We start from the raw sequence: 13,918 nt of genomic DNA, 5'->3' as shown, positions 1-13,918 counted from the left end.
GATTGGTATTAAACGCTCTGTCCCGTCCTGAAATAGGTTGACGGTTTTTACTAGACCAGTAGCTTCTGCTGCTGGTCTTTTTTATGCACTTGATTAGGTGTTTTCATACCCAAGCTTAAGTGCGGTCTCAGCTCATTGTATATAAAAATTGACTCCTCAACGAGTTGCTTTAACTCATTAAGGTTGCAGCAAGGAGATAATAGAAACTCTTGCTTTAATATCCCATTTATACGTTCTGCTAGTGCGTTTTGGTAGCAGTCATATCCATCGGTCATTGATGCGCGGATGTCACTTCTTTGCAACGCTAACTGATAAACGGCAGAGCAATACTGTAACCCTCTGTCTGAGTGATGCACTGCTCGATGTTGATACTGCCGATTACTTATCGTCATTTCTAACGCTTTGACTACGTCTGTAGCTTTCATTTCATTACTTAATTCATATCCCATTATTTTACGACTGAACGCGTCAGTTACCAATGATAGATAATGTATGCCTTGCTCTGATTGCACATATGTTATATCACTAACAAACACCTCTTCAGGTGCTGTTGGCACTAACTCTTTCAGTAAATTTGGATGTTTCTTCATCCAATGTTTACTGTTAGTCGTCTTGGTATAATTACGCTTAGGTTTGACTAACAAGCCTTCACTTTTCAAGTAACTAAAGAAGTTATCGCGCCCAAGTTTAATCCCTTTCTCGATGAACTTAGGTTTAAGTAAAAAGTAGAGTTTCTTGCCACCAATCCGAGGCATAAACCGACGGATATCTAGTATCATCGCTCTTACAGGGGCTAACTCCATTGCTCTACAATTCGCTCTTCGTTCTCTTTGATAGATAGCTTGTCTTGTTATACCCAGAAGCTTACAAGCGCGATTTAAGCTCGTTACTTTCTGTTTTTGAAGACTTCTCGCTCCCTGGCTAAGTACTTTTTTCTAAGGCCAGCTCCATATTCTGCATCAATAATATCAACGGCTTCATTGAGTAATAGATTACGTAAGTGCTCATCTTCCAGCTCTTTTTCAAGGCGCTTAATCTTTTGAGCTGGGGTTTCTTTAGCTTTAGTTGTTTTTGGCATAGTCATTCTCACTGGTTGAGTCCAGTCCATCTTACCGTGCTTTCTAAGCCAAGTAAGTACCGTGGAGCGACCTTGGATGCCATAGGTTGTTTGAGCTTGTTTATAAGTCATATCGCCTTTTTCTACGGCAGCTACAACTTGTAATTTAAAGCCTAACGAATAATCTCGCTGTGTTCGCTTAACGCGGGCTGGTATTGGTGTAGTCATTATAAAGTCCTAAATGTGTAAACACATTTCAGGACAAGACACTCAAACAAAAAAAGCCGCTTCGATAAGCGGCTTTTTTTATGAGCTGAGACGAGCGATTAAACTGGATTTACTACATCGACAAAATGATGTTTTACACCAAACTTATCGGCTAAATGCTCACCTAATGCCTGAATACCATAAAGCTCTGTGGCGTGATGGCCTGCGGCGTAATACTGAATGCCCTGCTCTACCGCACAATGGTAGGTACGTTCAGAGACCTCTCCACTGATAAATGCATCGAGTCCCATACTTGCTGCAACGTCGATATAATCTTGGGCACCACCAGTACACCAAGCAACGGTGCCGACCATGGCATCCTTATCGCCTAAATGCTGACTTGCACGATTAAGTTTAGCTGAGATTAATTCGTTAAATGCTTGAGCAGTTAAAGGCTGCGCGAGTCTTCCTTGCCACATCAAGCCTTGGGCCACATTTTCTATCACTTCAGGCTCAGTAATACCTAACACGCTCGCTAACTGTGCGTTATTACCAACGACTGGGTGTGCATCTAACGGCAAGTGGTAGCCAAATAAGTTAATATCATTTATCAGCAGTGCTTTAATGCGTTTCTGTTTCATGCCTACAATAATTTCTGGCTCACTTTTCCAAAAGAAACCGTGATGCACCAAAATTGCATCTGCGTTAAGCTCGATTGCTGCATCGATTAATGCCTGACACGCGGTAACGCCTGTCACAATCGTGTTGATCTCTGTCTTACCTTCAATCTGTAAACCATTTGGCGCGTAGTCTTTAAAATTAGAAATCTGTAAAAAGCTTGCCAAGTACTGGCTTAGTTCGGTCCGAGTCATAAGTCCGCCGAGAGTAGCAAAAATCGTATTTTAACCTATTGTTAGTGTAAATAAATAGTTGAACTAGAACTGAGCAATTTTAAAGCAGCGTTTAAAAAGCACACCGATTCAACTCACTTTTTACGCTAAAGTGTTCAAAACATCATAGAAATACAGCCATATATGGCTAAAATTGGACTTTACGGTACATTAAACGATAAAATCAGTTTAAACCTTCAAGTACACACAAAAATAAACAGGTTATTATTATGTCAAAACTGACCAAAGAAGAAGTTATCAGCACACTTGAGACTGCGCTAACTCAGCGTGATGGCCAAGCTGTTAAAATTGAACAGAAAGGTAGCTGGTACAAAATCGATGGCGGTAAGTCTTTACGCTTTAGTGATTTAGAAGCGATGTTAGCCGAGTTCGGGGGCGAAAGTGCACCAGTTGAAGCTAAAGCCGAGAAAAAGGCTGTTGCAGCTAAACCTGCCGCTAAGAAAGCGCCAGCGAAGAAAGCAGCTAAGCCTGCAGCCAAAAGCGGTGGTAAAACACCAAAAGAGCTTTGGCGCGAAAAACTAGCAGGTAAGGGTCAACTACCTCGCGGTTTCTAATCGTATTCGATTAAGACTACCCCAGCGATAGCCTCAGTGCTTAGCTAGGATGAAAATAGAAAACTCCATGACTTTAAAAGTGATGGAGTTTTTTATTTTCAGCAATATTATATTTTATCGCGACAGTGTAGTACTAAGCGGCTAAAAACATAAACCATAACCCCACTTTGGTTAGTCCCAATAAGGTTTAGCCGTTAACTATTCAGCAGCTTGGTCACACATATACTGAGTCTGCGCGCGATTTACCTCTGCTGTATCTAATACCAATTAGTATAAGATGCCATTAGAATTTAAATCTAAGCCGCTTAAGTTGTTTGTTCATTTTTATACCCTTTAATCATCTTTTGTTTAAGTCTGTTAAAGCTGTGTCATGAGTTCAGCGCTCACAGCTCGTTTTAAAATGAGTAAACCAGGAAGAGTTAAGACATGAAGATGACATACAGCAAAGACCAAGTTTAAAAAAGCTCAAGACGCTTTTGCTTACAAATTGAATTATTACAGATGTAAAATAAGGTCTGCTTAGGATTGATTATTGTGCTTAAAACGCTAGTATAATTACATCTGACCCTCTAGATATTCAGTGTATTTAAAGGGTTCCTTTCATTCGCCAAAGCGGTTCTCCCTTTTGGTCGGCAATGTAAGCACCATCAGAAAAGTTACACTCTTTATCAACGCCGTCATTAAGCTCTTACAAACTCTGTTACCTTATTAAATCGATAATTCGGTAGCTCTACTATGGCGTAAACTAAAGGTTCGATTCAATTCGTAGATTAGTCATATTTTATTGAGGTATTTTTGAACAACTCATCCAATAGTCAAGCAATTAACAAGCAAGCATTTGGCGTCAGTTTAGCTTTGCTGATCCCCATGCTATCTGCCATTGTCGCTATCACACCGCTTGCTATTGATATGTACCTGCCAGCTATGGCGACGCTAGCAGCCAGTTTCAACACAGATATCACCTTAGTACAGCAATCACTCAGTCTTTACTTAGGCGGTTATGCATTAGGTATGCTCTGCTTCGGTCCCTTAGCCGATAGGTTTGGCCGCAAGCGATTAGTACTTATGGGCTTAACTGGATTTATGCTCTGTAGTCTCGCTCTCGCCTTTGTCACCACTATTGAAGCATTCTTAAGCATCCGCTTTTTACAGGCGTTTATCGGTGCTGCGGCAACGGTTGTGGTGCCTGGCTATATCAAAGAGCTTTACGGAAAGAACACGGCTAAAGGCATGTCTTATGTCAGCCTGATCATGATGCTCGCCCCGCTAATTGCCCCTAGTATCGGCAGCCTAATTTTAGAGCTCGGTGACTGGCATCTTATCTTCTTTATCCTAGCTTTCTACGCATTCATTTTATTGCTGCTAGTGGGTCTTAAACTTAAGATGCCTAGCGATATAGACAAGAGCAGCCGAAGTACTCAGTCATTTTTTGGCGCTTATGCGACGGTATTTACAAAAAAAGGCGTAAAGCTCAATATCGCCAGCGGCGTACTCACCTCATTTGCCTTTTTCTGTTATCTAACGGCTTCGCCATTCGTTTATATGGAAGTGTTTGGCTTAGACAAATCACTATTTGCAATATTGTTTAGTACCAATGTTGGCGCCTTAATGTTGGCCAACGTAGTCAACAGTAAGATCGTTGGTCGCTACGGCTCGAAGCGAATGCTTAAAGTTTCAACCTTCTTCGGAGTAATCGCGGGTATCGCACTGCTGAGCGTTAATCTACTCGGATTGAGCTACCACTTTACCGTGATCATGCTATTGCCGCTGATGGCCTGTCTAGGCGTTATGTCAGTCAATGCCGATGCCATTGTACTGATGAAGTTTCAAAAAGAGACGGGAACCGCTACCGCAGTCATAGGCACATTACGTTTTGGTTTTGGTGCATTAGCGGGCCCCTTGTTGGCACTGTTTTATACAGGAACTGCAGTACCCTTTTCGGCTTTAATGCTTTCAGCTGTACTGTTAGTCGGTTTGTGCCAGTTTTTAAGTCGCCATGAGCCCGCGGCGCTAGAGCAATAGAAAGTACAAAGCTTAGCTCTTCAATCTAAAGCCACTCTTTCACCTGCTTATTTGTCATAAAGTTGTTGTACATTAGCTAATTCCTCACTGTATTTACTCACTATTTTGTTAGCAATAATGAATTTTCTTCATTCAGAACGGTTTTTCTTCATAACTACTTGTAATAACTCATGGGTTTTATATGATGAAAACACACTCATCTTGAGTGCTTGCCGAGCAATTTGATTGCACTTTAATCTTCACCAAGATTATATGGCTATTTCGCGAGCAAAGATTACCGTCTGAGCTTAATTATTAGAGCGATTACCGTCGCTGTATCAAGATACTGCATACCGTCGCGGTAACTTATGAGGAAGTACTATGGAGAAGTTATCTGGCGCCAGCATGGTTGTCCGTTCTCTTATCGATGAAGGTGTTAAACATATTTTTGGCTATCCAGGCGGTTCCGTACTGGATATCTATGATGCCCTACACGAAAAATCAAAGATCGAGCATATCCTAGTCCGTCACGAACAAGCCGCCGTTCACATGGCCGATGGCTACGCTCGTGCGACAGGTGAAGTAGGTGTTGTACTGGTTACCTCAGGTCCCGGTGCAACTAATACCATCACAGGTATCGCTACTGCCTATATGGACTCGATTCCTTTGGTGGTTATTTCAGGGCAGGTTCCAAGCAATCTAATTGGTAATGATGCATTCCAAGAATGCGACATGATCGGTATTTCTAGACCCGTCGTTAAGCACAGCTTCTTAGTGACAGATCCTAGAGATATTCCAGCCATCATCAAGAAAGCCTTCTATATCGCCTCGAGTGGCCGACCAGGGCCAGTTGTTGTCGATGTGCCAAAAGACTGTATGAACCCAGCGATATTACACGATTACCAATATCCTGAAGATATCAGCATGCGCTCATATAACCCGACGACTTCAGGCCATAAGGGCCAAGTTCGTCGCGGTCTACAGGCACTGTTACAAGCAAAGAAGCCGGTACTTTATGTCGGTGGTGGCGCGGTTATATCAGGCTGCGACGCACAAATTTTAGCGCTATCTGAAAAGCTTGGGATCCCTGTTGTCAGTACACTAATGGGCTTAGGCGCCTTTCCTGGCACCCACAAAAACAGTGTTGGCATGTTAGGCATGCATGGCTGCTACGAAGCCAACATGACCATGCATAATAGTGACCTTATTTTCGGCATTGGCGTACGATTTGATGATCGTACTACCAATAATGTCGACAAATACTGCCCTAACGCTAAAATCTTGCATATTGATATCGACCCTTCTTCTATCTCAAAGACGATTCGAGTCGATATTCCAATTGTTGGCTCTGCAGAAAAAATCTTAGACGATATGCTTAAGCAGATTGAAGCAAACGATTATGGCATCACAGATCCTGCTGCAAATGATGAGTGGTGGAGTGATATTGCCCAGTGGCGCGCCGTTGATAGCCTAAAATACTCCACTAATGACAAGAAAATTAAACCACAACAGGTCATAGAAGCCATACATAAACTCACCAATGGTGATGCCTACGTGGCATCCGATGTGGGTCAGCACCAGATGTTCGCTGCACTCTATTACCCGTTCAATAAACCACGCCGTTGGATCAACTCTGGTGGTCTAGGCACCATGGGCTTTGGATTACCTGCAGCGTTAGGCGTCAAGCTTGCAAAACCCGATGAGACGGTCATCTGTGTAACCGGTGATGGCTCAATTCAAATGAATATTCAGGAGCTTTCAACGGCGCTGCAGTACGATATTCCTGTGATTATTGTCAACTTGAATAATCATTTCTTAGGAATGGTAAAGCAGTGGCAAGACATGATTTATGCCGGCCGTCACTCCCAGTCTTATATGGATTCAGTACCTGATTTTGCCAAGATTTCTGAAGCTTATGGCCATGTAGGCATGACCATTAGCAACCCAGCAGAATTAGAGGCGGGGCTTAAAAAAGCACTTAGCATGAAAGACAAGCTGGTGTTTATGGATATTCACGTCGATGAGACCGAGCACGTTCACCCGATGCAGATCCGCGGTGGTGCGATGAATGAGATGTGGCTAAGCAAAACGGAGAAAAGCTAATGCGTCGTATTATATGTGTATTACTTGAAAACCAACCCGGCGCCCTTTCACGAGTTGTCGGTCTGTTTTCACAGCGCGGTTATAATATCGAGACTTTAACCGTTGCGCCTACAGAAGATAAAACCCTATCTCGTTTGACGGTTACCGTTAATGCCGATGAGTATATTCTTGAGCAGATCGAGAAACAGCTACACAAGCTAATAGACATACTTAAGGTATCTAATATCACCGAGTCGTCCCATGTTGAGCGAGAGCTCGCCTTAATTAAAGTTAAGGCGCATGGTGAAAACCGTGAAGAAGTTAAACGCCTAGCCGATATTTTCCGTGGCCAGATAGTAGATGTAACTCAGAGCCTGTATACGGTGCAGTTAATAGGTACCAGTGAGAAGCTCGATGCCTGTATTGCGGCACTAGCCGATGTCACCAAAGTGATTGAGATTTCACGCTCTGGCGTGGTCGGTTTAGCTCGTGGCGAAAAGGCAATGAAAGCTTAATAGCTAAATCAATAACATAGCAAAAGGGAGGCAGAGGCTCCCTTTTTTAATTCACTTTAATGCTTCACTCACGCTCGCATTACTCTGCATCAAGTATTCTTGTGCTACCAATTTCAATCTTTCTTGGTTTCATCGCTTCTGGAATTTCTCGCTTCAGATCGATATTAAGCAAGCCATTCTCTAGATCCGCACGAATCACAGTCACGTAGTCCGCAAGCTGGAAAGTACGCTCAAATCCACGCTCGGCAATCCCTTGATAGAGATATTTGCGCTCATCACTTGAGTCTACTTTGGTGCCTTTAACTAACAACTTGTCGCCTTCGCTAGTGATATCCAATTCATCCATCGAAAACCCAGCTACGGCCATAGTAATACGGTAGCGATGTTCATTAATGAGTTCGATGTTGTATGGAGGGTAACCAGAATTGCCTTTATTCGACGCTGCATGCTCAGCAAGTTGTGCTAAACGGTCAAATCCAATAGCGCTACGGTATAGTGGTGTTAGGTCATAATTTCTCATGGGTATATCCTTGTCTTAAGCAATATAGTAAAAGTAATGTGGCCGACTCAATCGCAACTGCGAAGAAATGCCGCACCATTTGTAATTCGCTAACTTTAATGGTCCCGAAGGCACCGTTGATATTGTTAGCTAAGGACCTCATCGAGCGTCCCATATTCAATATATGTAGCCGTTTATTTTGTTTTCAAGGGTTATTGAAAAAAATTTTTGAATGAGCTTAAGCCTTAAATTCGCTGTATGTGAAAAATATAAAAAAAGCAGCCACAAGGCTGCTTTTCCGGATTAACTTAGTTAATTATAGCTGACAAGCCATAGTGCTCTTACTGTTTAGGAATTGCACATCACCTGCTACTGGTGCGAATTCTGCGATCTTGATATCACCAATGTCTTTGATGAAGGTATACATTACTTCTGCGTCCACATATCCTGTCATTACAGGAGTCAGTACTGGGTAGCCATCGCCGCCAGCGGCGTTGTAACTAGGAACAGTAAAGCTGTACATTGTGTCAGCATCATAACCTTTACCATTTATGTCGTTGATAACAACTGTTGTCGCTTCACAATCAACTTCCATCTTAATACCCGCAAGCTGTGGGTATGCACCAGAGCCCTCAACACCGATATCTACAGTCGCAACGACGTTCAGGTAGTCTGTAATTTCAGCCCCACTCAATGTACTCTTAGTAATGGAGTTGCCAAATGGCTGAACAGTAAGAACATCTTTATAGGTGATCTCACCGGCTTCGATAGAATCACGTACCCCACCTGAATTCATTACCGCAAAGTCAGCATCCACTTTACTACGCTGTGCTTCAGCAATCAGTCGACCTAAATTTGTTTGCTGAGTACGTACAACACCACGATCTCCTTCAAGTTTTCCATCTGTTGTACCGATAACTTCAGATAGTCCTTCCTGCCCTTTATCTTGATACTGCTGCAAAATTTCCAGCACAGTTGCATCTGGTTTGATAGGTTCACCGATTAATACACGTTCGCCCGCTTCGTTCTTCTCTTTTAGGTTTACAGGGATCAGCTTGTAACTCGCTAGGTGTAGATTATCATTGAAGTATTCAAAGTTCGCTTGACCAACATACTTACCCCACTCATGAGCTTGCATGATAAATGTACCGTTCTGAACATCTGGCTTACATTCACCACCGGGAGTAAACTCTGAATCGTATTCATTCCCTTCCATACATACAGGGTTTTGCGAGTGTCCACCAATGACGGCTGCTAACTCTCCCGCTGCCATTGCACGAGCAAGTGCAACATCACCTGGCGCATTATTTCCGTTAGCACCATCAGCGTAGTGCCCCATATGGGTCGTTGCGAAAATCAAGTCAGCTTTATCAGCATCATTGATCTCTTTAATTACCTTCTTCAACTCTTCTTTTGGATCGGTAAACTCAAGCCCACTTACAAACTCTGGGTTAGCAATCTTAGCTGTATCTTCAGTTGTTAAACCGACAACTGCAATACGGATCCCATTAACATCAAACACTTTATAGGCATCAAAATAGCGCTCACCGGATACCTTGTCATATATGTTTGCAGCTAGCATTGGGAATTCGGCAAGTTCGCGCTGCATATTAACTATTGATAAGGGATTATCAAATTCATGATTACCGACAGCCATAGCATCATAACCAATCAAATTCATACCAATAAAATCTGGACGCGCATCTTGTAAATCAGATTCTGGAACGCCAGTGTTAACATCACCGCCAGACAGTAAGATTGACTCGCCACCATTTGCTTCAACTTCAGCACGGATCTGTTCGATCAGTGTCTTACGAGCTGCCATGCCGTATTCGCCATATTTGTTTTCAAAAAAACGGCCATGGTTATCATTAGTGTGTAATACAGTAAACTTAGTACAAGCATCACCCGCTTCAACACATGTCATAGGTAATGTGCTTATAGAACCATCACTATCATTATTATCGCTACCACAAGCCGTTAATGCAGTGACAACAGCCGTAGTGACGAGTCCTTTTAGTAAAATCTTATTCATTACAATCAACCCCTTGATTATTTTAATATGCTGTAACTTTTCGTTATCTAGCAAAAGCATAACTTGCTTTAGCCGCGCCCCATCTTAGCAAATCATATACATGATTTGTGGCGCTTTTGTTGCGGATGACAACTCAAGCAGCTCTTTTGATTGATATTTACGCAACAGATAATTCACAAGAAAAAACAAGATGGGAGTAAAAAGTAATAAAAATAAAAAAGAGTTATGAATTCCAGAGCGGAATTCAAAATAATAACCGCCAAAACATTAGCTTATATCTGTAACGATAGCTAACGGATTATCCTCAATTGAGAACAAGCGAGGCAAAAAATCAATGCCCTTGCCTGTTCAAAAAACAAGCAAACAGTCTCTACTTACCGTTTGCCAGTACTTGCTGTAACCAAGCAGAGATATCTTGTAGCTGCTGAGGCAAAACACTGTGAGGCATATTGTAAGTTTTCCATTGGGTATTAAACCCTGCGCCTTGCAGTAACTCGTAAGCCATTTTACCTGCATCAACCGGAACTACATCATCATCAATGCCGTGATGCTGTAAAATCGGCGTGTCACGATTCACATCTGAAAGCCCATTAGGTAATGAGTCACCGCTTGGAAGGTAACAAGACAGCGCCATGATCCCTGCAAGTTTGTATGGCAGTCTAAGCCCAGTATAGAGGCTCATCACACCACCTTGGCTAAAACCTGCTAATACGATATTTTCTGTTGGGATCCCAAGCGCTACTTGCTCTTCAATCAGTGCGATGATCTGCTTCTCGCTCTGCTCTACACCTTTTTTGTCTGCTCGATCATGTAGATCCATACTCTTGATGTCGTACCAAGCACGCATGACATAGCCACCATTAATGGTCACCGCTTGCTCTGGCGCATGAGGGAATATAAAGCGGATGCCATGATCTGAACCTAAGCCTAATGCTGGCACTACAGGAGCAAAGCCTGCGCCGGAGTCACCTAGACCATGAAGCCAAATAACACAGGCTTTAGCCTCTTGAGTGGGCTCAATGGTAATACGTTCTAATTGAATGGCAGACATAAAGTTCCTTTATATTTAGTATTGTCACAAAAGCTGAAATAATAGCCAATTGAAATTTGTCACATGATGAGAAAGCAGTACTAGCTGCAATGTTTAGGATAAGAGCCGCTATTTAAGCAATACCCAGTTCATCTTTGATATCTTGTAACTGCTCTATCGAGTCGAGCCTAATATTCCAGCGCACTGCGCCAGCATCGGCCACTAACATAAGCGCATCTAGATGAAACTTGATGTCATCTACCATGGCATATAATTGGCAACCATTATCCAGACGTACCTGTACTTCAAATGGAGTAACAATGAGTTTTCCAGCAGAAAATTGAACAATCATAACGAGTTAATATCTCTAAGATGCAATAAAAAAGCCCAACACTGTTGGGCTTTAGTCAACTGACAAAGCCAGCTTAGTGTTGGTGTCCACCTTTACCGTGGGCATGACCATGGGCAATCTCTTCACTAGTCGCATCACGGACGTCCATCACTTCAAGATCGAAGGTTAATTCACGGCCTGCCAGTGGATGGTTAACATCCACAGTTGCCATAAACTTCCCCATCTTTACGATAGTGACTTGGCGCTGACCTTGATCTGTGTTGATCAATGCGCGCATACCAGGTTTCCATACACTAGCACCTTGAAGATGCTTTACCGAAACGCGTTGTTCGGCGTCTTCATTACGCTCACCATAAGTTTGGCTCGCTGGCAAAGTTACAGAGAATTTAGCACCAACGTCTTTACCGGTAAGTGCATCTTCAACACCATGCATCATGTTGTCATGGCCATGAAGGTAGGCGATTGGCTCTAAACCGTCATTGGTTTCTAAAACTTCGCCCTGCTCATCACGTAATGTGTAGTTAAACTGCACAACTGAATCATCTTTAATGCTCATGGTATTCCTTAACACTGTTCGCTCTAATTTAGTGGCCGCAGCTTAACAAAACTCGCCTGAACCCTCTAGTGTTATCTAATGAGTCAAAATTATATCACTCACTTTAAGCTTGCTTGTCTGTAATTAGTTTACTTAACCTTTAGCGCCTTAAACGTCGCTTCATCCGGGTAGCCGTCGGCAACAAGCCCCTGACTCTTTTGGAAGCTCTGTAAGCCTTTAACCGACTTTGAGCCCAAAATGCCATCGGCCTTACCCACATCATAACCTAAATGGTTCAGCTGGTTTTGCAGCTCTTTAACTCGAGCACGACTCAAGTTTGGCATCTTAGGTGGTGTCACTTTTAGCGCTACAGCGCCATTGATTCTGTCGGCAAGGTGACCTACTGCGATGGCGTAAAAGGTTGAGCGATTCCAGCGCATGATCACATCAAAGTTGTCATAACCTAAAAATGCGGGGCCCGTATGACCCGACGGCAGGTAAAGTGCAGCTTGCATATCTGGCGTACTTAACGGTGCACCATTGGTTTGTGTGATCCCCAGCTCTGCCCAACGAGTAAGCGGCTGAGACTCGGCTTTGCCTAAGTGCGCGTATGAGAAGTTTTCCGGTAAGGTGACTTCTCGCCCCCAACGTTCATTGCGTTTCCAACCTAGATTTTGTAAGAAGTTAGCCGCAGAGGTTAAAGCATCTTCGGTACTGTTCCACAGGTCTGCTTTACCATCACCATTGCCATCCACAGCGTATTTTGCATAGGCCGACGGCATAAATTGAGTGTGTCCCATGGCACCAGCCCAAGACCCGACCATATCAGCTTCATCAAAGTTGTATCGCTCTTTAAGCTTTAATGCTTGCATCAACTCAGTGGTGAAATAACGACTGCGCCTTGGATCGCAAGCCAAGGTTGCCAATGAATCTAATACCGACATCTTGCCCTTATAAGAGCCAAAATTAGTTTCTAGTCCCCAGAATGCAAGCAGGTACTGAGGCGGCACGCCATATTCTTTTGCCAGTTTTTGTAACAATACTTTGTGCTCACTATAGAGCTTACGCCCCTGCTCCACTCGCCAATCTGTTACCCGCTTACTAAAATAATTTTCAAAAGACGTGCTAAATTCAGGTTGTTTTTGATCGAGTTCAATCACTCTCGGCACGTACTTAACATTGGCCAACGTGGTCTCTATGGTCTGTTGAGATAGACCTTCTGCTTTTGCCGTTTGTTGTAGCTCGGCCACGCAGCTAGCCCAATTAGGCTGCTCGTCTGCCGCATAAGCAGCAGAAGTAGATAGGATTAGCGCTGTAGCCAGGGGGATTGATTTTAACAATTGAAGACTCCCAAAATGAATGACTGTAACGTATAAAATGACGCGGTTTGATTAAACTTTCCTTAAACTCACTAAATCTAACCTGAGTCATGTACGTTGTTTCATCAAACCATTGTAAAATATCATACTATGTTCGCTGCATAATATAGACTAAATTCACTTAAATATTACGACCAAATGATGTTTGTGTTGCAAGCGCCTAATTTCCGAACAAATGCCGCATACCTCTGCCATAAGAGCATTTTTTCTCAGAGAGAAATACCTTAAATAACTTGCTAAAATCACAAGCCAGTTGCAGACTAATACTCATTAAAGCTCGTCTTTTCGATAGCTAATCGATATCTAACCAAACAAGAGATTAATCATGACTGAAATGACTCCTACATTAGAAAGTTTCATCAACAACGTAAAACAATCCCAAGTTGTTTGGGGTCTTCAAGATGAGACTGGTGAAGGCTGGGTTGTCTGCGACTCTTCTGAGTTTGAGGCTACCGATGTAATGCCTTTGTGGTCTGAAGAAGCACAAGCTAAGAGCCATTGCACCGATGAGTGGGACGGTTACCAGGCGATTGCTATCACTCTAGAAGAGTTTCTAGAGTTCTGGGTTAGCGATCTTAACGATGATGGCGTACTGATTGGCGTAGATTGGGTTGCCGATCAAGACTGTCAAGAAGTAGACCCTATCGTACTAGCAACGTCACTAGTGGGTGTTGAAAAAGAATAATCGCTAAATTAGTCATTGCGAAGTATCAAACAAAGCGCACAATCTCATAGATTGTGCGCTTTGTTTTTTTAAAAGG

The 13,918-nt window shown here is 42.9% G+C and carries 13 protein-coding genes; 5 read left to right on the top strand and 8 right to left on the bottom strand.

Annotated elements, in window-relative coordinates; all coding sequences use genetic code 11:
- Window positions 1-50: 50 nt before the first annotated feature.
- Window positions 51-1,285 (bottom strand): IS3-like element ISSpe1 family transposase gene (locus SPEA_RS22755; protein WP_086024287.1). Its coding sequence is split into 2 segments (ribosomal slippage): window positions 51-928 and window positions 928-1,285, totalling 1,236 coding nucleotides; the frame shifts between segments, so codons are not numbered across the junction.
- A gap of 98 nt (window positions 1,286-1,383) precedes the next feature.
- Window positions 1,384-2,136, bottom strand: coding sequence for a Nif3-like dinuclear metal center hexameric protein (locus SPEA_RS10025; RefSeq protein WP_012155156.1), 753 nt, complete (start codon window positions 2,134-2,136; stop codon window positions 1,384-1,386).
- A 248-nt stretch (window positions 2,137-2,384) separates the two neighbouring features.
- On the opposite strand from SPEA_RS10025, the gene SPEA_RS10020 reads away from it, so the two are divergent.
- The 4 genes from SPEA_RS10020 to ilvN all read left to right on the top strand — a co-directional run bounded on the left by SPEA_RS10020 (window position 2,385) and on the right by ilvN (window position 7,327).
- Window positions 2,385-2,729 (top strand): hypothetical protein, encoded by a 345-nt coding sequence (locus SPEA_RS10020; RefSeq protein ID WP_012155155.1) that lies wholly within the window; start codon window positions 2,385-2,387, stop codon window positions 2,727-2,729.
- Window positions 2,730-3,524: 795 nt separating this feature from the next.
- The gene (locus SPEA_RS10015) at window positions 3,525-4,751 is read left to right on the top strand and encodes a multidrug effflux MFS transporter (protein WP_012155154.1); all 1,227 of its coding nucleotides are present in this window, start codon (window positions 3,525-3,527) and stop codon (window positions 4,749-4,751) included.
- 360 nt (window positions 4,752-5,111) lie between these two features.
- Complete coding sequence (locus SPEA_RS10010) at window positions 5,112-6,833, top strand: acetolactate synthase 3 large subunit (protein ID WP_012155153.1); 1,722 nt, start codon at window positions 5,112-5,114, stop codon at window positions 6,831-6,833.
- On the top strand, window positions 6,833-7,327 hold the full coding sequence (gene ilvN, locus SPEA_RS10005; protein ID WP_012155152.1) for an acetolactate synthase small subunit: 495 nt from the start codon (window positions 6,833-6,835) through the stop codon (window positions 7,325-7,327). The genes SPEA_RS10010 and ilvN overlap by 1 nt, the downstream gene beginning before the upstream one ends.
- A gap of 79 nt (window positions 7,328-7,406) precedes the next feature.
- On the opposite strand, the gene SPEA_RS10000 is transcribed toward ilvN, so the two are convergent.
- The 6 genes from SPEA_RS10000 to SPEA_RS09975 form a co-directional block, all read right to left on the bottom strand.
- Window positions 7,407-7,847 (bottom strand): Hsp20 family protein, encoded by a 441-nt coding sequence (locus SPEA_RS10000; protein WP_012155151.1) that lies wholly within the window; start codon window positions 7,845-7,847, stop codon window positions 7,407-7,409.
- A 295-nt stretch (window positions 7,848-8,142) separates the two neighbouring features.
- On the bottom strand, window positions 8,143-9,861 hold the full coding sequence (ushA, locus tag SPEA_RS09995) for a bifunctional UDP-sugar hydrolase/5'-nucleotidase UshA (RefSeq protein ID WP_012155150.1): 1,719 nt from the start codon (window positions 9,859-9,861) through the stop codon (window positions 8,143-8,145).
- Between the two features lie 370 nt (window positions 9,862-10,231).
- The gene (locus SPEA_RS09990; protein WP_012155149.1) at window positions 10,232-10,912 is read right to left on the bottom strand and encodes an alpha/beta hydrolase; all 681 of its coding nucleotides are present in this window, start codon (window positions 10,910-10,912) and stop codon (window positions 10,232-10,234) included.
- A gap of 112 nt (window positions 10,913-11,024) precedes the next feature.
- Window positions 11,025-11,243, bottom strand: coding sequence for a DUF3389 family protein (locus tag SPEA_RS09985; RefSeq protein WP_012155148.1), 219 nt, complete (start codon window positions 11,241-11,243; stop codon window positions 11,025-11,027).
- A gap of 73 nt (window positions 11,244-11,316) precedes the next feature.
- Entirely contained in the window at window positions 11,317-11,799 is a 483-nt protein-coding gene (locus SPEA_RS09980) for an FKBP-type peptidyl-prolyl cis-trans isomerase (RefSeq protein WP_012155147.1), read from the bottom strand.
- A 128-nt stretch (window positions 11,800-11,927) separates the two neighbouring features.
- A complete protein-coding gene (locus SPEA_RS09975) occupies window positions 11,928-13,118 on the bottom strand; it encodes a lytic murein transglycosylase (RefSeq protein WP_012155146.1) in 1,191 nt (396 codons plus the stop codon).
- A gap of 364 nt (window positions 13,119-13,482) precedes the next feature.
- Between SPEA_RS09975 and SPEA_RS09970 the strand changes: the two genes are divergently transcribed.
- Window positions 13,483-13,842, top strand: coding sequence for a DUF2750 domain-containing protein (locus tag SPEA_RS09970; protein ID WP_012155145.1), 360 nt, complete (start codon window positions 13,483-13,485; stop codon window positions 13,840-13,842).
- Window positions 13,843-13,918: the final 76 nt, after the last annotated feature.

The sequence above is a fragment of the Shewanella pealeana ATCC 700345 genome (assembly GCF_000018285.1).
In the GTDB taxonomy this organism is placed as follows: Bacteria; Pseudomonadota; Gammaproteobacteria; order Enterobacterales; family Shewanellaceae; genus Shewanella; species Shewanella pealeana.
This window is presented reverse-complemented; position numbering and strand designations above follow the sequence as displayed.

Coding starts and splice junctions, on each gene's coding strand:
- SPEA_RS10025 (WP_012155156.1), bottom strand. CDS start 2,136: ATGACTCGGACCGAACTAAGCCAGTACTTGGCAAGCTTTTTACAGATT.
- SPEA_RS10020 (WP_012155155.1), top strand. CDS start 2,385: ATGTCAAAACTGACCAAAGAAGAAGTTATCAGCACACTTGAGACTGCG.
- SPEA_RS10010 (WP_012155153.1), top strand. CDS start 5,112: ATGGAGAAGTTATCTGGCGCCAGCATGGTTGTCCGTTCTCTTATCGAT.
- ilvN (WP_012155152.1), top strand. CDS start 6,833: ATGCGTCGTATTATATGTGTATTACTTGAAAACCAACCCGGCGCCCTT.
- SPEA_RS10000 (WP_012155151.1), bottom strand. CDS start 7,847: ATGAGAAATTATGACCTAACACCACTATACCGTAGCGCTATTGGATTT.
- ushA (WP_012155150.1), bottom strand. CDS start 9,861: ATGAATAAGATTTTACTAAAAGGACTCGTCACTACGGCTGTTGTCACT.
- SPEA_RS09990 (WP_012155149.1), bottom strand. CDS start 10,912: ATGTCTGCCATTCAATTAGAACGTATTACCATTGAGCCCACTCAAGAG.
- SPEA_RS09985 (WP_012155148.1), bottom strand. CDS start 11,243: ATGATTGTTCAATTTTCTGCTGGAAAACTCATTGTTACTCCATTTGAA.
- SPEA_RS09980 (WP_012155147.1), bottom strand. CDS start 11,799: ATGAGCATTAAAGATGATTCAGTTGTGCAGTTTAACTACACATTACGT.
- SPEA_RS09970 (WP_012155145.1), top strand. CDS start 13,483: ATGACTGAAATGACTCCTACATTAGAAAGTTTCATCAACAACGTAAAA.